The 21053-nt window shown below is 66.9% G+C and carries 15 protein-coding genes; 8 read left to right on the top strand and 7 right to left on the bottom strand.

The features are described 5' to 3' along the window. The first annotated feature begins 7 nt into the window (after positions 1 to 7). Together ACFFGY_RS02415 and ACFFGY_RS02410 are read left to right on the top strand one after the other, a co-directional pair. Complete coding sequence (locus tag ACFFGY_RS02415; protein ID WP_377042779.1) at positions 8 to 1573, top strand: ABC transporter substrate-binding protein; 1566 nt, start codon at positions 8 to 10, stop codon at positions 1571 to 1573. Between the two features lie 67 nt (positions 1574 to 1640). Continuing rightward, positions 1641 to 3344, top strand: coding sequence for a gamma-glutamyltransferase family protein (locus ACFFGY_RS02410; protein WP_377042778.1), 1704 nt, complete (start codon positions 1641 to 1643; stop codon positions 3342 to 3344). Between the two features lie 408 nt (positions 3345 to 3752). Here ACFFGY_RS02410 and ACFFGY_RS02405 read toward each other — a convergent pair whose 3' ends face one another. The 5 genes from ACFFGY_RS02405 to ACFFGY_RS02385 all read right to left on the bottom strand — a co-directional run bounded on the left by ACFFGY_RS02405 (position 3753) and on the right by ACFFGY_RS02385 (position 8909). Further along, on the bottom strand, positions 3753 to 4652 hold the full coding sequence (locus ACFFGY_RS02405; protein WP_377042777.1) for an ABC transporter permease: 900 nt from the start codon (positions 4650 to 4652) through the stop codon (positions 3753 to 3755). Between the two features lie 9 nt (positions 4653 to 4661). Further along, on the bottom strand, positions 4662 to 5615 hold the full coding sequence (locus tag ACFFGY_RS02400; protein ID WP_377042776.1) for an ABC transporter permease: 954 nt from the start codon (positions 5613 to 5615) through the stop codon (positions 4662 to 4664). A gap of 19 nt (positions 5616 to 5634) precedes the next feature. Further along, positions 5635 to 6645 carry an ABC transporter ATP-binding protein gene (locus tag ACFFGY_RS02395; protein WP_377042775.1) on the bottom strand — a complete coding sequence of 337 codons (1011 nt, stop codon included), beginning with the start codon at positions 6643 to 6645 and terminating at the stop codon, positions 5635 to 5637. Continuing rightward, entirely contained in the window at positions 6635 to 7684 is a 1050-nt protein-coding gene (locus ACFFGY_RS02390) for an ABC transporter ATP-binding protein (RefSeq protein WP_377042774.1), read from the bottom strand. The genes ACFFGY_RS02395 and ACFFGY_RS02390 overlap by 11 nt, the downstream gene beginning before the upstream one ends. Before the next feature lie 157 nt (positions 7685 to 7841). Further along, positions 7842 to 8909 (bottom strand): AbrB family transcriptional regulator, encoded by a 1068-nt coding sequence (locus ACFFGY_RS02385; protein WP_377042773.1) that lies wholly within the window; start codon positions 8907 to 8909, stop codon positions 7842 to 7844. Between the two features lie 284 nt (positions 8910 to 9193). On the opposite strand from ACFFGY_RS02385, the gene ACFFGY_RS02380 reads away from it, so the two are divergent. From ACFFGY_RS02380 to ACFFGY_RS02355, 6 genes are all read left to right on the top strand, one after another. Further along, positions 9194 to 10189 (top strand): ABC transporter substrate-binding protein, encoded by a 996-nt coding sequence (locus tag ACFFGY_RS02380; RefSeq protein WP_377042772.1) that lies wholly within the window; start codon positions 9194 to 9196, stop codon positions 10187 to 10189. A gap of 3 nt (positions 10190 to 10192) precedes the next feature. After that, entirely contained in the window at positions 10193 to 11944 is a 1752-nt protein-coding gene (locus ACFFGY_RS02375; RefSeq protein WP_377042770.1) for an ABC transporter permease, read from the top strand. Then, entirely contained in the window at positions 11941 to 13014 is a 1074-nt protein-coding gene (locus ACFFGY_RS02370; RefSeq protein ID WP_377042769.1) for an ABC transporter ATP-binding protein, read from the top strand. The genes ACFFGY_RS02375 and ACFFGY_RS02370 overlap by 4 nt, the downstream gene beginning before the upstream one ends. Positions 13015 to 13025: 11 nt before the next feature. After that, entirely contained in the window at positions 13026 to 14306 is a 1281-nt protein-coding gene (locus tag ACFFGY_RS02365) for an amidase (protein ID WP_377042768.1), read from the top strand. A gap of 152 nt (positions 14307 to 14458) precedes the next feature. After that, on the top strand, positions 14459 to 15910 hold the full coding sequence (locus ACFFGY_RS02360; protein ID WP_377042767.1) for an amidase family protein: 1452 nt from the start codon (positions 14459 to 14461) through the stop codon (positions 15908 to 15910). A gap of 169 nt (positions 15911 to 16079) precedes the next feature. After that, positions 16080 to 17708 carry an ABC transporter substrate-binding protein gene (locus ACFFGY_RS02355; RefSeq protein WP_377042766.1) on the top strand — a complete coding sequence of 543 codons (1629 nt, stop codon included), beginning with the start codon at positions 16080 to 16082 and terminating at the stop codon, positions 17706 to 17708. A 164-nt stretch (positions 17709 to 17872) separates the two neighbouring features. Here the strand turns inward: ACFFGY_RS02355 and ACFFGY_RS02350 are convergent, their stop codons facing one another. Continuing rightward, positions 17873 to 18571: an FCD domain-containing protein gene (locus tag ACFFGY_RS02350; RefSeq protein WP_377042765.1), complete on the bottom strand. Its 699-nt coding sequence runs from the start codon at positions 18569 to 18571 to the stop codon at positions 17873 to 17875. A gap of 587 nt (positions 18572 to 19158) precedes the next feature. Further along, on the bottom strand, positions 19159 to 20769 hold the full coding sequence (locus ACFFGY_RS02345; protein WP_377042764.1) for an ABC transporter substrate-binding protein: 1611 nt from the start codon (positions 20767 to 20769) through the stop codon (positions 19159 to 19161). Positions 20770 to 21053 lie beyond the last annotated feature (284 nt).

Below are 21053 nucleotides of genomic sequence, written 5' to 3'. Positions count from 1 at the left end.
GCGAAGCATGTTGCGGAGCCTTGGCCTGCTCTGCATCGCCCTTGTGGACCTGATGCCGTTGCTGGCAGGGGCCGCGGAGCTGCGCCTGGGACTGGCGCTGGAGCCGAGTTCCCTCGACCCGCACTACCACAACTACGGCGGCAATCGGGCCTTCGCGCCTCACCTGTTCGAAGGGCTGGTTCGCATGGACGCCCAGCAGAAGCCGATGCCCGGCCTCGCCCGTTCCTGGGTTGCGCTGGACGACACAACCTGGGAGTTCCGGCTGCGGCCGGGAGTGCTGTTCCACGACGGCACGCCGCTGACGGCGGAGGACGTGGCCTACTCGCTGGCACGGGTGCCCGATGTTCCCAACAACCCGTCCTCCTTCAATCTCTATCTCGGCACCTTGAACAAGGTCGAGGTCGTGGACGCGCTGACGCTGCGCCTGCACACCGCCGAGCCGGAGCCACTGCTGCCGGTGAACCTCTCGGCCATCGCCATACTGTCCCGCAAGAACGGGGAGGGTGCACCCACCGAGAGCTACAACACCGGCAGAGCGGCGATCGGCACCGGACCTTACCGGCTGATATCGTGGAACCGTGGACAGTCCATCTCGCTGGTGCGCAACGATGCCTACTGGGGCGGTGTGCCCGACTGGGAGAGGGTGCAGATCCGCTTCATCCGCGTGCCCGCCGCCCGTGTCGCCGCGTTGTCAGCGGGCGACGTCGACGCCATCGATCGCGTGCCGGTGGGAGACGTTGCCCGCATCACCGAGGACCCGCGTTTTCGCATCACCGAAAATCCTTCGCCGGATGCGATCGGCTTCATGCTGGACGTCACGGACCGTGTGCCGCCCGGCATCACGGCGTCGGACGGTCGGCTCCTGACCTCCAACCCGCTGAGGAACCTCAAGGTGCGACAGGCCATCAACCTGGCCATCGACCGGCAGGCGATCGTGGGACGCATCATGCAGGGCCACGCCATCGCCACCAACCAGTACATGATGCCGGGGGAGTACGGCTATTCCGACCGGCTGCCGGCGCTGCGGGCGGACCCCCAGGGGGCACACCGGCTGCTGGCTGAGGCGGGCTTCCCGGACGGGTTCCGCCTGACCCTGCAGTGCCAGAACGACCGCTTCGTCAACGATGCCGCCATATGCCAGGCCGTGGCGCAGATGCTGACCCGCGCCGGCATCAGCGCGCAGCCGGAGGTGATGCCGCACGCCGTCTGGGTGGGGCGCGCCAATCGGCGCGAGTTCAGCATGTTCACCTATATCTGGCCGCTCGAAACAGGGGAGCCGAGCGGCGCCTTCCGCAATCATCTGGTCACGCCAACGCGGATGGAGGACCGGTCCAGCAATCGGGGCGGCTACCGCAACCCGGCGCTCGACGCGCTGGTGCAGAAGGCGACCCGCACCATCGACCCTGCGCAGCGCGAGGCGCTGCTGACCGAAGCGGCGGACATAGGCTTCAGCGACGTCGCCCTGCTGCCGCTGCACCGCCAGGTGGACGTGGTGGCCTACAGCAGCCGCTTCCGCGTGCCCCAGCGCGGCGGCGGGCATTTCCGCGCCATGGACGTGGAACCCGCCCCATGACGCTGATCCGACTACGCAGCCCGAACCAAGAAGGCAGCAACGACATGAACAGGAAAGCCCCTGCCCGATGATCCAGACCCGTCCCACCATCACCGGCACGCGTCACGCCGTCGCCGCTGGCCATTACCTCGCGGCCTCCGCCGGCTTCTCCGTGCTGGAGGCTGGCGGCAACGCGGTGGATGCCGCCTGCGCAGCGGGCATCGCGCTGGGCGTGCTGCAGCCCGACATCGTCAGCGTCGCCGGCGTCGCGCCCATCATGATCCGCATGGCGGACGGGCGGGTGGAAACCATCGCCGGCCTGGGCACCTGGCCCGCCTCGATCCCGCCCGACCTGTTTCGGGAAAAGCACGGTGGTAAGATGCCGCCCGGGGTTCTGCGCACCGTGGTGCCGGCGGCGCCCGATGCCTGGATCACCGCCCTGGAGCGGCACGGCACGATGAGCTTCGGCGATGTCGCAAGCTTCGCCCGGCGCTTCGCCGCCGAGGGCTTCGCGGTTTACGCGCTGCTCGCGTCCAACATCGCGAAGCACGAGCGGGAATATGCGCGCTGGGATGCTAATGCCGCCGTGTTCCTGCCCGGCGGCCGGCCGCCGGCGGTGGGCGAGAAGTTCGTGCAGGCGGACCTTGCCCGTTCCCTGGACTACATGATCGAGCAGGAGCGTGCGGCCGCGAAGCACGGCCGCGCGGCCGGGCTGGCAGCCGCCCGGAATGCCTTCTACCGCGGTGATCTGGCGCGGGAGATCACGGCCTACCAAGCGCGCGAGGGCGGCTACCTGACCATGGAGGATATGGCCGGCTACCGCTCCCCGGTGGAGGCACCGCTGAGCGTGAACTGGGAAGGGCACCGGGTGCTCGGCTGCGGCCCGTGGTGTCAGGGCCCGGTGCTGCTGGAGGCGTTGCGGATCGTGGAGCGCGCCGGGCTGAACGGGCTGGCCCATAACAGCGCTGGTTACATCCACTTGGTGGCGGAAAGCCTGAAGGCCGCCTTCGCGGACCGCGAATACCATGTGGGCGATCCGCGCTTCGTGGACGTGCCGGTCGAGGTGATGCTGTCCGACGCGCATGTTGCCCGCCGCGTGGCCGCCATTGATCATGCCCGTGCTCATCCGGGCATGCCGGAACGGCTGATCGGCTTGGGTGAAGATGCCGATCCCGAGGTATCGCGTGAGATTGAGCCGCCCATTGAGGCCGGAACCTCCTACGTTTCCGTGGTGGATCGTTGGGGCAACGCCGCCTCGGCCACACCCTCGGACGGATCCTGGACCGGGCCGCTGGTGCCAGGCCTGGGCTTCCTGGTGTCCGGCCGCGGCTCGCAGAACCGGGTGGACCCTGCGCATCCCGCTGGCTTCGCACCCGGCAAGCGGCCGCGCCTGACGCCTAGCCCCGCGATGGTGGAACTGCGCGGTGGCGGCATCATGCCCTTCGGCACGCCCGGCAACGACGTGCAGCCGCAAGCCATGCTGCAGGTGCTGCTGAACCTTCTGCATTTCGGCATGGAGCCGCAGGCTGCCATCGAGGCGCCACGCTTCGCCACCTACGCCTATCCGTCGTCCTCCGCTCCGCACGACTACTTTCCCGGGCGGCTGGCGCTGGAAGGCCGCATCCCGACTGAGGTACGGCGGGAACTGACTGCCCGCGGCCACGCCGTCGCGGACTGGCCGGACTGGACCTCGGTTGCCGGCTGCGTGGAACTGGTGCGGACCGATCCTGCCACGGGCCTGATCTCGGCCGGCGCCGATCCACGTCGTCCGGCCTACGCCATCGCGATCTGATCGTCACGCCAGCGCCGGCGAACCACTTCGGCCGGGAAGCCGTTTGACCCGGGTGGCCACGGGCGGCAGGCAGGTTGGCCTCTCCCCTTGCCGCCCCCAAGCCCGTCCTCTCGCGAGGCCCCGGGCACGACGAGGCGTTGAGCAGGTCGAAACTGCCACTGAGTCGGTCTTCAACGGCTTCAAGACCAGGCTTGACGACCGAGTTCAACGCAGGCCCGCATATGCCCACGCCGACGACATGCCGTCGCACTGTGGTCCTGGGCGCAGGCCCGATCGGTCTCGGAGGCGCGGCTCTCCCATATCACGGAGGGAGCCGGACCTCGAACTGAAGCGGCTTCATGACGGGCCCGTGGGCCGATCGCCCGGCCGCGGGACCACCGCGGCTGAGCCTGCCGGCGAGTACGAAGCTTAACCGCGGACGTCCATCGCGCTGCGCAGCCCGTCGCTGACGAGATTGAAGCAGAGGCTGGTGGCGAAGATGCAGAAGCCAGGCAGCATGGTGAGCAGGGGCTGCGTGTAGATCGCGCTGCGCAGGGTGTTGAGCATCAGGCCCCACTCTGGCTCTGGCGGTCTGGTTCCCAGACCCAGGAAGGACAGGCCAGAGGCCACGATCATGGATACGCTGATCAGCCCGGTGGCGTAGACGAAGATGGGCCCGAGCACGTTCGGCAGGATGTGCACACGCACGATCGTCAGGCTGCTGGCACCCGAGGCTCGTGCGGATTCCACATAGTCGAGGTTGCGCACTGCCGTGGTGGTGGTCTCGGCCACGCGGATGATCTGCGGGATGAACACCAGTGTCAGCGACAGCATGGCGTTGAAGATACCGGCCCCCAACGCACCACTGATCGCCACAGCCAGAAGTACCGACGGAAAGGCATAGAAAACGTCAGTCGCGCGCATGATGAGCATGTTGAGCCAGCCACCGGCGAAGCCCGCCGCTACCCCTAATGCACCGCCGACCACGAAGGCGATCACCACCGGCGTGATGCCAAGGAACCAAGAGTAGCGCCCACCATAAAGCAGGCGCGTCAGCATGTCGCGGCCGAGCTCGTCGGTGCCCAGCAGGTGACCGTTAAAACCCACGGGCTTGAGGCGGCGAATCATGCTGGTCGCGTAAGGGTCCGCTGGCGCAATCCAGGGTGCCAGGAGGATGGCCAGCAGCATCAGGATCAGCACGATGCCGCAGAACAGTGTGGTCGGATCGCGTCGCAGCCGACGCCAGACGCCCTGCCAGTAGCCGGAATAGGAGCGGGGCGGCGCGGCAGGAGCCAGCGTGGCCGGCACGGCGGTGGAGGTCATGCTCATGGCCGGTCCTCAGGCTCGCTTGATGCGGGGGTCGAGCGCGGTCTGCACGAGGTCGACCACGAGGTTGAGGGTGACGAAGAACAGTGCCAGCACTAGGATTGTGCCCTGCAGCACCGGGATGTCGCGCTGAAAGATTGCACTGTTCAGCAGGAAGCCGGTGCCGGGCCATGAAAACACCGTCTCTACCAGGATGGAGCCACCCATCAGGTAACCGAGCTGCAGCCCCATGACCGCCAGTGCGGCGGGCGCGGCGTTCTTGGTGACATGCAGAAGGATGCCGCCGCGGCGTAGACCCTTCCCCCGCAGGGTGTTCACGAAATCCTGGTTCAGTAATTCTGCCACGATGCCACGCACCGTGCGCGTCACAATGCCCATGGGGATGACGCTGAGCGTAAGTGCTGGAAGCACCAGGAAGCGGATGTGCTCTGCGTCCCAGACCCACTCCCCCGAGCCGCCGGGACCCGCACCCATGGCTGGAAGAGCATTCAGAAACACACTGAACACGATCACCAGCACCATGCCCAGCCAGTAGTGGGGCACCGAAACGCCTGCGGCCGCAACCGACACCGCAGCGCGGTCGAGCCAGCTGCCGCGGTAGACCCCGGCGACGGCGCCCAGCAGCGTGCCGACGGCAAAGCCGATCGTCGCCGCCACCAGCGACAGGCGCAGCGTGTTGGCCACCGCCACCGCGAGGTCGTCGGTCACCGGCCGCCCGGTGGCAAGCGAGCGGCCGAGGTCTCCGTGCAGCACGCGCAGCAACCAGAGGCCAAACTGGACGGGCAGTGGCTTGTCGAGCCCGTAGGCGATGCGGATCTGCTCCACCACGGCCGCGGGGGCGTCAGCCGGCACAATGGCGTTGACGGGGTCACCCGGCGCAATCTGCACCAGAAGAAAGCAGATCAGGCTGACCGACAGGGCGATGGGAATGGCATAGAGAACGCGGCGGATGATGTAGAACAGCATCGTCGTTTCCTTTCCACGGTCAGGCCAGCGGCCCGGCATGGATGCAACGCACCCCGCGGTCCGGCAGGGTACGCAGGAGTGCTGGCACCCGCGGCAGGCACTCGTCGGTGACGCGCGTGCAGCGCGGCGCGAAGGCGCATCCCTGAGGCAGGTGCTCAAGGTTCGGGGGCGCTCCGGGAATGGTGGTCAGCCGCTGTCCCCGGAGGCCGGCATGAACCGTGGCGCCCATCAGGCCCCGCGTGTAGGGGTGCAGCGGCGTCCGCATGAGTGCACCCACTGGGCCTTCCTCGATGAAACGGCCGGCGTACATCACGGCAATGCGGTCCGCGACCTCGCCGGCCACGCCCAGGTCGTGCGTCACGAAGATCACGCCCATGCCGAGTTCCTGCTGCAGCTGGCGCAGCAGCAGCAGAATCTGGATCTGCACGGTGGCATCGAGGGCCGTGGTCGGCTCGTCGGCCAGCAGCAGCTTCGGGCGGCAGGACAGCGCGATGGCAATCATCGCACGCTGCCGCAGGCCTCCCGAGAGTTCGTGCGGGTAGGCCGCCAGGCGGCGCTTCGCCGAGGGAATCTGCACGAGTTCGAGCAGCTCCAGCGCCCGACGATCGGCGTCGCGGCGACTGGTGCCCTCGTGGCGGATGATCGTCTCGGCGATCTGCCGGCCGATCGTGAACACCGGGTCCAGGGCGGTCATCGGCTCCTGGAAGATCATGGACACCGTGCCGCCGCGGATATCATCCATCTCGCGCTCGGGCGTTGCGATGATGTCATGACCACCGACCCGCACCGTGCCTTCGAGACGTGTCCGCGCAGGTGGGTTGAGCCGCATCAACGCACGGAGTGTGACGGACTTGCCCGATCCGCTCTCACCGAGGATGCAGAGCGCCTCGTTGCGTCCTAGATCGAAGTCGACGCCGTTGACGGCGTGTACCGTAGCGTCGCGCGACACGAAGCGAACCTGAAGGCCGCGTACGTGGACCAGCGGCTCCTCGACCCGAGCCGGATGAAGCAGGGTGGTGTCAGGCTGCACGGGCGCGCGCCTCACTATGGCCGCTGCCCGGCACCAGCATCAAGCAGGCAGCGTTATGGCCGGGCGACGCCTCCGCGAAAGGTGGTGGCATGTTGGCGCAGATCGACTCGGCATGGGTGCAACGCGTGCGAAAGCGGCAGCCGGAGGGCGGATTGACTGGATTGGGCGGATCGCCTGACAGCGGTGCTGCAGTACGGCGACGCGAAGGATCCATAGAAGGTCGGCTGTCGAGCAGCGCGGCGGTGTAGGGATGTGCCGCTCCGCCGTAGATCGCCTCCACTGGGCCAAGCTCGGCCACCTGGCCCAGGTACATCACCAGCACACGATCCGACATGTACTGCACCACGTTCAGGTCATGGCTGATGAACAGGTAGGTCAATCCGTACTGCGCTTTCAGGTCCACCAGCAGGTTGAGCACCTGCGCCTCCACCGACTTGTCAAGCGCGGACACTGGCTCGTCCAGGATGATGAGACGTGGTCGCAGCGCCAGGGCACGGGCGATGTTGATGCGCTGCCGCTGCCCGCCCGAAAGTTCGTGAGGGTAGCGGCGGGCAAACTGACCGGGCTCCAGCCCGACCGCCACCATCAGTTCCCGGGCGCGGGCCACGGCATCACGACGGGCAAGACCATGAACCTCCGGTGCGAAGGCGATGGATTCCTCTATTGTCAGGCGAGGGTTCAGCGAGGCGTAGCTGTCTTGGAACACCATCTGCACCTGACGCCGGTATTCCTTCATGGTCATACCGCCCGGTCCAACGGTCTGCCCATCGAAGATGACCTCACCTGCTGTGGGCGCCATCAGCGCCATGATCAGGCGCGACGTCGTGGACTTGCCGCAGCCGCTCTCGCCCACGATGCCCAGCGTCTCGCCCTTGCGGAGCTCGAAGCTGACATCATCCACGGCCCGCACCACGCCCCGGGTACGGTTGAGCAGCCCGCCCTTCAGGGGGAAGTGCTTGGTCAATCCACGCACCGTCAGCAGGGGCTGCGCAGAGCCCCCCAAGTCAGGCAGGGGATGCGACAGAGAGTCACCGGCCATGGGCTTCAGGCTCCTTTCATATCGCGCATCGAGCGCGGAAAGTCTCTGCAAGTCTTGGACCACAGGCCACGCACCAGCATCGTGGCCGGCGCGCAAGCGGTCTCGGTGCGGTCCACAACGAGAGTCGAAAGGACACAAGGAGGCCTGGCGACGCATATTACGCGTCAACCTGACGCACTCTCCCGAGCAGCCCAATCCGCACCGCCGTCTCGTACAAGGGGGCGCTCAGCAAAACGATGAACAGGATCCGTACGAGGTGGAACGAAGTCACCGTCGCCACGCCGAGGTGGAGGGCCTTCGCCGTCAGGCTGGTTTCCGCGACGCCGCCCGGCGCGTTTGCCAGTACCAACGTTTCCAGCGAGTCCGACATGAACACCGTCAGGATCAACGACAGGAGCGCGTTGAAGAGCAGGATCACCACCGTGCTCGCAATGCTCGCGGGGATAAAGCGTCGGAGCTTGTGCACGGTCTCTGCGGTGAAGCGAGCACCTAGAGCGGTCCCGATCAGCAGCTGGCTGAGGTCGCTTACCGGCGTCGGGATGCTCGACAGCGGAAGGCGGAAATACGCCGTGCAGGCGCCCACCAGGATGCCGCCGAGCAGCCAGTTGTTAGGGATGCGCCGAAGCCCAAGCAGCCAGGCAAGGAACGCTGCGACAGCGAACATCGCGATCATTGCAGGAATATTGAGCGGCATGGACGCCGCCACCCAGTCGAGCGTACCGGGGCGGCCGAGATAGAAGACCAACGGCGGGATGCTCAGCACCACGATGACGATACGCAGCGACTGCGTGAGCGCCACGATTGCCGTATCGCCCCCGTAACGCTCGGCCAGCACCGACATCTCCGCCACTCCACCCGGCAGGCTCGCGAAGAACGACGTCGTGCCGTCGATCCCGGTCAGCCGTGCAATCGCCCATGACACCACCCCCGAGAACAGGATCGAAAGCAGCGACACCAGAGCGATGGCGGGCAGGTTCGGCAGCAACTCGGCTACCAGACCTGGGGTGAAGTAGAGTCCTACCGCAACCCCGGCGATCGCCTGGCCGTACTGGCGCGACGGCTTCGGCACCGAGGTTCTCATTCCAAGCAGGCCGGCGGCCGCGACGCTGACCAGCGGCCCCAGCATCCAGGCGAGCGGCAGTTGCAGGACGTGGAAGATCAGTCCTCCCACGATGCCAGTGCCGAAGGTGGCGGCTGTTCGGCCATGCCGGCCCCAGCTGATCATGGCTCTGCATCTCCGTCCGTTGACTGGTAGACGCGATGAGGGGTGTCGGCCCCGGGCAACGCCTCTGCTGCGATCCAGAACACCCCGCTGACGGCAAACTGTCAATTGTCTACAATCACGGCAGTGTGCCGATGCGAAGTGCACATGATCGCAACATCATTCTCGGACCCCTACGGACTCAGTGCTGGCACGGTGCTTGCTCACCTGCCGTTCAACGCACGCACGCATGCATCCCGGCCCGGGAATGCCTGCTGGCCGATCTGCACAAGGATCTGGAGCCGCTCATGAGAAATCTGCTTCGCCTCAGTCTGGCACTCGTCGTCGCGGTCGGCCTCGTGCGTCCCGGCATCGCGGCCGACGTCAACTTCTACTCCTCGCTCACCTCCGAGGATAATCAGGCGATCATCGCCGGCATGAAGGAAACCATGCCGGATCTGACGGTGAACTGGGTGCGTGGCGGTGGCGTTGGCCTGTTTCAGCGTTTCGTTTCGGAGCGCTCCGCGGGCGCTGCGAAGATTGACCTGCTGCACTTCAGCTACGCTCCTGGCTGGTACATGCTGGCCGATGAGGGCTGGGTGGATACCGAGGCCGCCAAGCGGCCCGAGGCGGCCGCCTTCTACGATTTTGCGAAGGATCCCGGCACTGGCACGGTAGCCCTGCGCGTGTCGACGCTGCGCATCATCTACAACAAGGACAAGGTGAAGCCCGCCGATCTGCCGCACTCCTGGCATGACCTGCTTGATCCACGCTGGCGCGGCCGCATCGTCGCGGCGGACCCGTTCCAGGCCGCGGGTACCTGGGACTTCTTCTGGGGCGCCAAGGGCTTCGGCAAGGACTACATCACAGCACTCGCCAAGAACGACGTGCTGATCCAGAGCGGCATGCCCGGCACCGTGGATGCCGTCGCGCGTGGCGAGCGCGACATCGGCATTACCTTCGAATACCTGGCCCAGCAGCGCATCATGCAGGGAGCGCCCATTGCCTTCGCGCCGACCGCCGACGGCGTCCCCGTGGTGCCTGCCCCCTTCGGCATCGTCGCCGGGGCGCCGCACCGCGCCACGGCCGAGAAGGTCTTCGACTTCGTGATCTCGGCACCAGGGCAGCGCATCATGGTCAGCCGCGTGGGTAGCTATTCCGGCCGCCGCGACGTGGCTCCCCCAGCAGGCTTCGAGCCGTTCGAGCACATGACGCTGCTCCAGGCCGACTGGAAGCGCGTTTTTGAGGAGCAGGATGACTATCGCGACTTCATGACCCGCACCCTGCAGAACGGCCGCGGCTGAGTCGTGAAGCAGCTCTCTCCCACCCTGCTGACGCTGCCGGCTACCACCACCCCGCTCTGGCGGCGGCGCGTGGCCACGGTGGATGTGGTGCGCGTGTTGACCGTGGTCATCGTCGCCGCTCTGGTGCTGTATCCGCTGTTCTGGATGGTGCTGGGCAGCCTGCAGCTCAATCCGATGCGTGGCGGCTTCACTCTGCGTGCCTACGAACGTGTGTTCAGCAGCCCGTACCTGCCGGCGGTGTTATGGAACACGGTGCTGATGGCCGTGGGCACCACCGTGGCGGCCGTGGCCGTCGGCGTGCCGATGGCCTGGGTGATCGCCCGCACCGACGTTCCCTTCAAGCGGCTGTTCAACCTCGTGGCCCTCGTGCCCTTCATCACGCCGCCGATGGTAGGGGCCATTGCCTGGTCGTACCTGGGTGGACCGAACAGTGGCTTCCTCAACACGGCCTGGATGGCACTCACGGGCTCGACCACGCCGCTGGTGAACATCTTCACCCTGCACGGCATGGTCCTGGTGATGGCGCTGAACCTCACCCCCTACGTGTTCCTGCTGGTTTCGGTGTCACTGCAGAACATGGATCCGTCGCTGGAGAACGCGGCGGCAGTCACCGGTGCCGGGCCGCTGCGCATCCTCTTCACCGTGACGCTGCCGCTGGCGCTGCCGGCCATCGCCTCCAGCGCCCTGCTGGTCTTGATCCAGGCACTCGAGATCTTTGCCATTCCTGCCACGATCGGCTCGCCGGGCGGGCAGTACGTCTTTGTGACGCAGATCTACCGCTTGCTGGGCGGTGTGCCACCGCGCTTCAACGAGGCCGCCGCACTGTCGATGCCCCTGCTCCTGGTCTGCGCGGCGGCGTTGTGGCTGCAGCAGCGGGCGCTGGGTCGAGACAAGAGCTACACCACGGTCAGTGGCAAGGCATTCCGTGCGCAGCTCGTGCGGCTCGGCCGTTGGCGCCTCCCTGTATTGATGCTGCCGGCACTCTACCTGTTGCTGGCGGCAGTGCTGCCCTACCTAGTTTTCCTCTACGGTAGCGTCATCCGCTCCTCCGGCCTGCCGGTCACTTCGGCGAATCTGACCACTGAGTGGATCACCCGTTTCTTCACCGGTCAGGCCAGCCCGATGCTCTGGCGTGCCATCGGGAACAGCCTGATGCTCAGCGTCGGTGGCGCCACGGCCGGCGTCCTGCTGGCCACGCTGTGCGCCTACTTCACCACGCGCGAGCGTTGGCGGGGTCGTTGCTTCCTGGAGTTTCTGGCGCTGGCGCCCATCGCCATTCCAGGCGCGGTGATCGCGGTCGGCCTGCTCTGGGCATACATCCGGCCTCCCTTCCAACTCTACGGCACCTTCACGATCCTGTTCCTGGCCTACATCACCCGTTACCTGCCCTTCGGCATCAAGTCGGTGGCGAGCGTCATGCTGCAGGTCTCGCCTGATCTTGAGAAAGCGTCGGTGATTTGTGGCGCCAGCTGGATGTGGACGTTCTTCCGCATCCTCGTTCCCGTCGTGATCCCGGGCGTGCTCGCCGGCTGGATGCTGATGTTCGTCAGCATGATGCGCGAGCTCTCGGCCTCGGTGATGCTCTACACCTCCAACCACGAGACAGTCGCCGTGGCCCTCTACCTGCTCTGGGACGAGGCTTCCTTCCAGTACGTGTCCCTGCTGTCCCTCGTGCTGGTGGCGGTGTCGCTCGCTTCTCTTGCTCTCATCAAGCTTCTTGCCCGCTTCGCCAACCCGACTGGAGCCATTCCATGAAACCCGTGGAGATCGCTGCGCTGCGCAAGAGCTACGGCCCCGTCACGGCCGTTCACCGGGTGGACCTTCGGGTCGAGGCCGGTGAGATGGTGACGCTGCTGGGTCCTTCCGGCTGCGGCAAGACCACGACGCTCAACATGATCGCTGGGTTTGAAGTGCCGGACTCGGGCACCATCCGGATCGGTGGTCGCACCGTCAGCGACCCCGCAGCCGGCGTGTCCGTACCCACCAGCCAGCGCAATCTTGGGATGGTGTTTCAGAGCTACGGTCTTTGGCCACACATGACAGTGGCCGAGAATGTCGCCTACGGGCTGCGCCTGCGGCGCGTCGGCAAGGATGAGCGGCGTCGCCGCGTCGAGGAGGCGCTGCGGCTTGTGCGCCTGACCCCCTTGGCCGGGCGCTACCCAGGACAACTCTCGGGTGGGCAGCAGCAGCGAGTCTCCTTCGCGCGCGCCCTGGTCTACGAGCCTGACGTCCTGCTGCTGGACGAGCCGCTGAGCAACCTTGACGCGGCCTTGCGCGAGGAAATGCGGATCGAGCTCAAGGAGCTCCAGGAAAAGACCGGCCTGACCACCGTCTTCGTCACCCACGACCAGATGGAGGCCATGACCATGAGTGATCGGATCGTGGTCATGAACGCCGGTGCCGTCGTGCAGACCGGAACCCCCGCTGAGATCTATGAGCGTCCCGCATCCCGGTTCGTGGCGGGCTTCATCGGCACCACGAACCTGATCGAGGCGGAGGTCGTCGGCAGTCATGCCGACGGGGTCGACCTGCGAGCCTCCGGTCGGAGCCTGCGCTGCGCCCACGACGCCGCCGTGTCCGGGCCGGTACTGCTGAGCGTCCGACCGCAGGACTGGCAGATGGCGCCGAGCGCACCGGTTGACGTACCCAACCTGTTCGAGAGCCGCGTGGAGAAGCTGCTCTACACCGGCGGCGCGCACGAGATCTGGGCCCGATCCGGCGAGCACCGCTTCCGCCTGCACAGCTTCAGCGCCGAGGGCCTGCACCCGGGCGCCACGCTTTACCATTGGGTCGCGCCGGATCGCATCCGCCTGTTGGCCGCCTGAAAGGCACGCGCATGACATCCCCCGCTCCCACCATCGCCGAGGCTGCGCGGCGGATCGCACGCGGCGACCTGACGGCCGAGGCACTGACGCGCCTCTGCCTCGACCGCATTGCCGAGCGCGAACCGGCGGTACAGGCCTGGCAGGCGCTGGATGCCGAGGGCGCGCTGGCCGAGGCGCGCCACCGTGACCGTTCACCCGTTGCCGGGCCGATGCATGGCATTCCCTTCGGCGTGAAGGACATCATCGAGGTCTTCGGGCTCCCCACCACCCATGGTACCCCGATCTTCGAGGGCTATCGTTCCCCGCGTGATGCCGGCTGCGTGGCGCTGCTGCGCGAGGGTGGTGCGGTCTGCTTCGGCAAGACGGTGTCCACCGAGCTCGCGCATTTCCACCCCGGCAAGACGCGCAACCCGCACGACCCGAACAGCACGCCCGGTGGCTCCTCGTCCGGCTCGGCCGCGGCAGTCGGCGCCGGCATGGTACCACTGGCGCTGGGCACGCAGACGACCGGGTCGGTTCTGCGCCCGGCCTCGTTCTGCGGCGTAGTAGGCTACAAGCCGAGTTTCGGTGAGTTCACCCGCTCCGGCGTTTATGACTGTGCCAGCAGCTTCGACACCCTGGGACTGATGACGCAGGGCGTGGAGGATATCGTGCTGTCGCGCGCCGCCCTGCTGCGGCAGCCTGTCGAAGAATTCGCGCCGCCACCCCTGGGTGACCTGCGGATTGGCTTCTGCCGCAGCCCCTTCTGGGATCAGGCGGAACCCACGACCCGGACCGCGATCGAGGACGCCGCCGAGCGGCTCAGGCGGGCGGGTGCCCGGATCAGCGACCTCGAATTGCCGGCCGGCTTCGCTGACGTGCTGACGTTGCACCGCACCGTGTCGGGCTACGAGTTCGCACGTTCCATCGCCTGGGAGCGCACCGAGCGTGGTGCGATGCTCAGCCCGGTGCTCGTGGAGGGTCGCGCCGGCGACGGTTTGCGGGTCACGCGCCGCGACTACCATGCCGCGCTGGATCGGCTGGCGGAGATGCGACGCGAATACGCCAGCCTGACGCGTGGCCTGGACGTCGTCCTGACGCCCAGTGCCCGTGGCGAGGCGCTCAGCGGCCTCACCGTCACCGGCGATCCGGTATTCAACACGCTTTGGACGGCGCTCTACGTTCCGGCGCTGTCGCTGCCGGTGCTGCAGGGGCCGCGCGGCATGCCGCTGGGCCTGCAACTCGTCGGACAGTTCCGCGAGGATGCCGCGCTCTGCAGCGCCGCTGAGACGGTGCGCCGCGCCTTGAGCTGAGCGGTAGCTGCGGTGCGGTTCGCGTGGGTCGGCACCCGCATCGCCAGGGCGGTGCGTGTAACGCCCGGTGCCGCAGCGCTCCGCCACGGTTGATCCCCGCCGCACCTCTCCATCCCCCTGGCCTTCAATGTCTTGCACAGGAGTTGCCTGCCATGTCCCAGACCAGCGCTTCCGAAGCCGCCGAATGGGCTGTCCCGCCGCTCCCGGCCGACATCGTCCCGCGTCGCATCGCCTACGCGCCGGAGGAGGGGCTTTCGCGCTCCTTCAGTGGCGCCGTTGCTGCATTCCGTGCTGGCACTGATACGCCCACGGCGTTTCTTGAACGCTGCCTCACGGCAATGGTCCAGCACGAGCCATCGGTGCGGGCCTTCGTGCGGCATGACCTCGCGGCGGCCCGCGCGGCGGCGGCGGCGGCTACCCTGCGCTGGGCTGCGGGAACGCCGCTCTCGCCCATCGACGGCATGCCGGTGGCAATCAAGGACATGATCGAGACAGCCGACTTCCCGACCGAAATGAACAGCCCGATCTACCAAGGCTGGCACTCGCGGCGCGATGCGGCGGCCGTGCTGGCGCTGCGCCAGGCAGGTGCGGTGGTGCTGGGCAAGACGGTGACCACGGAGTTCGCGGTGGGCAATTCTGGTCCCACCCGCAACCCTTATGACACCGCGCGCACGCCCGGTGGCTCCTCCTCGGGCTCGGCCGCCGCCGTGGGGGCTGGCATGGTCAGCCTGGCGCTGGGCACGCAGACCCAGGCGTCCACGATCCGGCCCGCCGGATACTGCGGCGCCTGGGGCTTCAAGCCCAGCCATGACGCACTGAACACTGGCGGCGTCACGCCGCTGGCCCTGTCGCAGGACCACTTGGGCATCATCGCGGCCTCGCGCGCCGATGCCTGGGCGGGTGCCATGGCCATCGCCGCTGGCGTCGGCGGCAATGCGCCGCACCCGGGCCTCCAGGGCCCCGTCGAAGCGCCGGCGCCGCGTCGCCCCGAGGTGCTGGTGCGCCTGGACATGCAGGGATGGGCTGAAACGCCGCCGGATTCCCGTGCCGCTTTCGAGTCTGCGCTGGCACGGATCGCGACCGCAGGGGTGCGGATCCTCGACCGCCATGCTGATACCGAGGTGGCGGCCCTGGAAGCTGAGCTCGCCGACGCGAACGACTACTCCTACGATATCCTGGCCTGGGAAGCCCGCTGGCCGCTGCGGACCTACGTGGCGGGACATGGGACGGCCATGGTGGGTGGTCGCATCCAGCACCTGCTGCGCCACGCCGCCGCGATGGACGCGGCCGCCTATGAGCGTGCGCTGAACCGTCGCGCCGAGCTGCGCGTGAAGGTCGAGGCCCTGCGCGCCCGCGCCGATGGCTTCCTGGCCCTGTCCTCGTCCGGTCCGGCGATCCGCGATCATGCCTTCACCGGCTCGCGCTCCTATCCCTTGCCCTGGACCATGGTGGCGGCCCCTGCCTTCTCCATGCCGCTTCTTGCCAGCGAGGAGCTCCCGCTCGGGCTGCAACTCTGCGGCTTCCGCGAGCACGACGCGTCGCTCTGCGCCATTGCGGGCTGGATCGAGGACCTGCTTACCGCGCCTGAGAGCCAGGAGATCTGAGATGCCCTGCCGTTCCAATGATGCCCCTCGCGCCGTCTCCGCCGAGGCGGAGGAACGCACGCCACATCTGGCCGGCGTCTCCGTCTCTCCTCGTGCCCGGGACGTCGCCGCGTCCCGAAGCGGCCTTGCCGAGGTGACGGTTGGCGCGACGGCTAACGCCATTCGTTCTGTGAACCGCCGCGCCCTGCTGCTGGGCGGTGCGGCGCTCGCCGCCCTGCCGGCACTGCGGCCGGCTGCCGCGCAGGCCCAGACCACCGCACCCTCAGGCGGCGGCACCGTGCGGATCGCCATGACTGCGGCCGATATCCCGCTGACCACCGGACAACCGGATCAGGGCATGGAGGGCTACCGCTTCACGGGCTACACGATCTACGACGCGCTGGTGAACTGGGACCTGTCGCGCGCCGACGTCGCGCCGAAGCTGGTGCCGGGACTGGCGCTGAGCTGGGAAACCGACCCGGCCGATCGGCGCCACTGGATCTTCCGGTTGCGGCAGGGGGTGCGCTTCCACGACGGTTCCCTCTTCGACGCCGCGGCCGTGGTGTGGAACCTGCACAAGATCTATGACGAGGCCTCGCCACAGTTCGATGCGCGCCAGGCCGGCCAGGTGCGTGGTCGCCTGCCGGCCATCGCCGGCTACGACGTGCTGGCTCCTGACACGGTGCGCATCACCACCCGGGAAGTCGACGCCTTCTTCCCCTTCGAGGTCTCCTACCTTCTCTTCTCCAGCCCCACCCGCTGGGAGGAGTGCGGCCGCGACTGGGGCGAGGTCGCGAAGCGGCCTTCCGGCACCGGCCCCTTCCGAGTGGAACAGCTGGTGCCGCGTCAGAGCCTCGCGTTGGTGCGCAACGCCGAATATTGGGACTTGAAGCGCATCCCCAAGGCAGAGCGGATCGTGCTGCTGCCAACCCCCGACGCCACCGCCCGTTCCAATGCGCTGATGGCGGGGCAGGTGGACTGGGTGGAAGCCCCCGCCCCCGACATCCTGCCCGGCATGAAGGCGGGTGGCATGCAGGTGGTCACCAACCTGTACCCCCACATCTGGCCCTATGAGCCGAGCCGCCTGCCTGGCAGCCCGTGGAACGACCTGCGGGTGCGCAAGGCGGTCAACCTTGCCATCGACCGCGACGGTCTGACGGAACTTCTGGGGGGCACGATGCGGCCGGCCACCGGCTACGTCTACGAGGGGCATCCCTGGTACGGGGCGCCGAGCTTCAAGATCCGCCACGACCCCGAGGAAGCAAAGCGCCTGCTACGCGAGGCTGGCTTCGGACCCGATAAGAAGCCGGTGCTGCGCGTGGCAATCTCCACCAGCGGATCCGGCCAGATGCAGCCGCAGCCGATGAACGAGTTCATCCAGCAGAACCTGGCCGAGGTCGGCATCGACCTCCAGTTCGAGGTGCTGGAATGGGAAACCCTCCGCGGCCGCCGGCGTGTCGGCGCCAGGGCTGAGGTCAACCGCAACATCGACGCCATCAACAACAGCTACGGTCCGATCGACCCGGCCACCGCCTTTACCCGGCAGTTCAGCAGCCGCAAGGACCCGCCGGACGGTTTCAACTGGGGCAGCTACCGCAACCCGGAGGTAGACGCGCTGATCGAACAGGCCACCGCCACCTTCGACCCGGCAGCACAGGACGCGCTGCTGGCGAAGGCGCACGCACTCTTGGTGGACGATGCGGTCTACGTCTTCGTGGCACATGACCTCAATCCACGGGCATTGTCGCCGAAGCTGCGGGGCTACGTGCAGGCGCAGAGCTGGTTCCCGCAGCTGACCGACGTTCACGTGGGAACCTGAGTTGCATGCTGCGTCCAGCGCGGTCGGTCTGTCAGCCCAGGATGCGCGAAGCGGAATGTGACCTGCGGCGTGCCCGTTAACTCATCCACCAGCGACGGCCACTGACGTCACCGCGGATTCGCCGGCCCTTCCGGGAAGGGCCGGCGAACCTCACCTCCCCGGGTTCAGGGTTGGGTGTGTCCCCGCTCCAGCCGTTCGCGCCCGGTCAACACATGCGCACGGAACTCCTCCCGGATCACGGCTTCAGGCTCCGCCAGCAGGATCTCGATCAGGCGGGCGTGCGCGTCGGCGGAGCCCTGGAGCGATCCGAAGCGGTCCAGGCTTTCCCGTCGGTACAGGTGAAGGTCGCGTACGACGCCGCGATAGGTCGCCACGAGCCGCCGGTTGGTGCAGGCGTCAGCCAGAAATTCGTGAAAGCGGATGTTCAGCGGGTAGAAGGCCGCGAAATCCTTGCTGCGGGCGACCTTCCGCATGTCGCGCACGACCTGGCGCAGCCTCTTTTCCAGCGCCGGTGTCACCTGACCGAAGAGACTGGACGCCATCTCGCCTTCCAGCGCAGCTCGAACGCTGTAGAGCTCAAGAACCTCGGCCAGATCGATGAGCCGGACGAAGACACCGCGGTTACGGATCGAGACCAGCAAACCAGCCTGCTCGAGAGAGCGGAACGCTTCTCGTACCGGACCGCGGCTAACCCCTAGTTTCTGTGCCAGAGCTTGCTCGGACACGTGGCTTCCACCAGCCAGTTCACCGCCAACAATCATTCGCTCCAACTCGCCCTCGACCGCCTGGGTAAGAGAGGTCGTACGGAGGATTTCCAGTTGCGAAGCTAGGTCTGTCGATGACGACAGGCGTTCCTGCGACAAGAAAGCTCCTCATCTCAGCAAGGCGATCTTGAGAGCTTCGCCTACGGTGCATCAGCTGTGCAACATAGCACAGGTTTGCCTGCTCCACAGCTACCCGGCGAGACACTACCTTCTGGGGAAAGCCGATATGAATATCGCTGCCGTGTCACGTTTCGATAGCAGGGATCGGCCTTTACCAGGACCGCCGGGGGCGTCTCGTCGGGATCGACAGCGAAGGTGGTAGGCATTGCGGACTTCTGGCGCCCGCGGCGCAGCAATACCGGCGACGATGGTGCGCACAGTGGCAGGATTCCAACCTTGGGTCCCGATTATCTTTGAGAAGACTGGCGGCGGCACTTGGCAGATGGCTGAGCCGGCCTGCACGGCGGGCCGACATCAGGGATCATGGATCCTGTACTCGCCCAGGTATGATATCAATCGGCCGCGTTACGTGCGCGGACGAGGCAAGCCTGCCCAGCTCTGCTGAATCGCGTAAAGACACCGAACGGCATCGGGAAGTACGACAGCCCCCCGATGACCGCTGCGTCGTCGTTAACGTGTGGGCTCAAGCTCCCTTACCAAGAGCTTGGCATTGCATTGGTGTTGCTTCAGCGACGCCGCACACCGAAGAACAACGGTGCGCCGGGCGAGAAGCCGGTCAGATCGGCACTATGCGCCGTAAGGGTGCGGTACTCGCCCAGCGGGATGTAGGGCACGTCCTCCATCGCCTGCCGCTGCATTCCTTCGCAGATGCTGTGCTGCGCCGCCACGTCACCGGCCGAGAGCCAGTCCTGTCGCAGTGCCTCCAGCTTCGCGCTGTCGGGCCAGCCGAACCAGGCCTTGTCCCCGTTGGCCCGCAGGCCGAGATGGCCGCCCGGGTCGATGGTGTTGCTCAGGCCCGTGACGAAGGCACTCCAGCCGCCCTGGTCCAGCGACCCCTTGTTGGCGCGTCGCGTGCTGATGGTGCCCCAGTCGCCGTTCTGGACCTCGACGTTCATGCCGGCGCGCTTGAGCGTGTCGGCTGCCATTTCCGCAAGTCCTTTCAGCGTCGGGTAGTCGTCAGCCTGCAGCAGCACCACGCGCTCGTTCTTGTAGCCGGCGGCCTGGAGGTCACGTTTCACCTTCGCAAAGTCGCGTGGGCCCAGCAGTGGCTCCAGCGCCACTTTGCTGGCCATCGGCGAGTCTGAGGTGAAGAAGCCGACGTCGGCGAACCAATTTGTGGGGTCGGAGCCGTATCCTGCCGTCATGAAGTCCTGCTGGTGGACCGCGCCCAGCAAGGCACGGCGGATGCCCGGGTTGTTGAAGGGCGGCTGCAGCCAGTTGAAGCGCAGGATGGTGCTGAAGCGGTCCTCCTGCAGACGAACCTTGAGCGCGTCATTGCCGGCGAAGATCGGCGCGATGTCGCTCGAGGTGGTTTCGAGCCAGTCCACCTCGCCCGCCATCAGTGCCGAGGCGGCGGTCGCCTGGTCGGGAATGATATGCCATTCGACGCGGTCGAAATGCGCCACCTTCGGTCCGGCGAGGCGGCTGAGCGTGCCGCCGGGGCGGGGCAGGTAGCCCTCGAAGCGGGCGTAGGCAGCGCGGGCGCCGGACATGCGCTCCTCCGCGAGGAAGCGGTAGGGGCCGCTGCCTACCATCTCCGTCACCTGTGTGGTGGCGGGCGTCTTCGCCAGCCGCTCGGGCATGATCACCAGCACCGAGGAGCCGTTCTTGCCCAATGCCGCCGGCAGGAGCGGGAACTGCTGTTTGAGACGGAAGCGGAGGGTGCGGTCATCCATCGCCGCAATCTCGTGCGATCGCGCGATCACCTCCTGGCCGTACATGTCGCGCGCGCCCCAACGCTGAATGCTGGCCACGCAGTCGCGGGCCAGCACGGGCGTGTTGTCGTGGAAACGCAGGCCGTCGCGTAACACCATGGTCCAGGTCAGGCCATCATCCGAGACGGTATGGCCTTGCACCATCTGCGGCTGTGGCCGGTACTGCTCATCCAGACCGTACAGGTTGTCGAACACCATCTCGGCATGAGCGGTGGTGACGGCCGCAGTGGTGAACACGGGGTCGAGCACCGCAAGGTCTGCCTGCGGCACGAAGCGCAGGAGCTTCGCGCGGTCCTGCGCTCGCGCGACGCCAGGACGACCGAGCGGGGCCACCAGAGCTGCCGCGCCAGCCAGAGCCATACGGCCGAGTGCACGACGGGGCGGTGAGGAAAGCTGGCTCATGATGTGGCTCCGTCGGGTCTGTCGAGGGAGATGGTGACGCCGTCGACATTGAAAGGCAACGCGGTGCCTGGAAGGCGCCGAAGCAATAAGGAGTCCTCGCGGCGATCCAGTCTGTCAGTGCTGATGCTCCAGGGACGCTATATTCCGCGTCGACGAATGCACTCTCAGCGCCTTGGGACAATCGTCGACCCTCAGCCTCGGTGTCAGAAAGGACGCTAGGTATAAGCACCCGGACCTGCGCTTTTGGCAGCACCTCCAGTCGCCCCTTAAGCCGCCTTGAAGCT

Source organism: Roseomonas elaeocarpi (assembly GCF_042433915.1).
Taxonomy (GTDB): domain Bacteria; phylum Pseudomonadota; class Alphaproteobacteria; order Acetobacterales; family Acetobacteraceae; genus Roseomonas; species Roseomonas elaeocarpi.
This window is presented reverse-complemented; position numbering and strand designations above follow the sequence as displayed.

Coding starts and splice junctions, on each gene's coding strand:
- ACFFGY_RS02360 (WP_377042767.1), top strand. CDS start 14,459: ATGTCCCAGACCAGCGCTTCCGAAGCCGCCGAATGGGCTGTCCCGCCG.
- ACFFGY_RS02370 (WP_377042769.1), top strand. CDS start 11,941: ATGAAACCCGTGGAGATCGCTGCGCTGCGCAAGAGCTACGGCCCCGTC.
- ACFFGY_RS02345 (WP_377042764.1), bottom strand. CDS start 20,769: ATGAGCCAGCTTTCCTCACCGCCCCGTCGTGCACTCGGCCGTATGGCT.
- ACFFGY_RS02390 (WP_377042774.1), bottom strand. CDS start 7,684: ATGGCCGGTGACTCTCTGTCGCATCCCCTGCCTGACTTGGGGGGCTCT.
- ACFFGY_RS02400 (WP_377042776.1), bottom strand. CDS start 5,615: ATGCTGTTCTACATCATCCGCCGCGTTCTCTATGCCATTCCCATCGCC.
- ACFFGY_RS02380 (WP_377042772.1), top strand. CDS start 9,194: ATGAGAAATCTGCTTCGCCTCAGTCTGGCACTCGTCGTCGCGGTCGGC.
- ACFFGY_RS02385 (WP_377042773.1), bottom strand. CDS start 8,909: ATGATCAGCTGGGGCCGGCATGGCCGAACAGCCGCCACCTTCGGCACT.
- ACFFGY_RS02365 (WP_377042768.1), top strand. CDS start 13,026: ATGACATCCCCCGCTCCCACCATCGCCGAGGCTGCGCGGCGGATCGCA.
- ACFFGY_RS02410 (WP_377042778.1), top strand. CDS start 1,641: ATGATCCAGACCCGTCCCACCATCACCGGCACGCGTCACGCCGTCGCC.
- ACFFGY_RS02405 (WP_377042777.1), bottom strand. CDS start 4,652: ATGAGCATGACCTCCACCGCCGTGCCGGCCACGCTGGCTCCTGCCGCG.
- ACFFGY_RS02415 (WP_377042779.1), top strand. CDS start 8: ATGTTGCGGAGCCTTGGCCTGCTCTGCATCGCCCTTGTGGACCTGATG.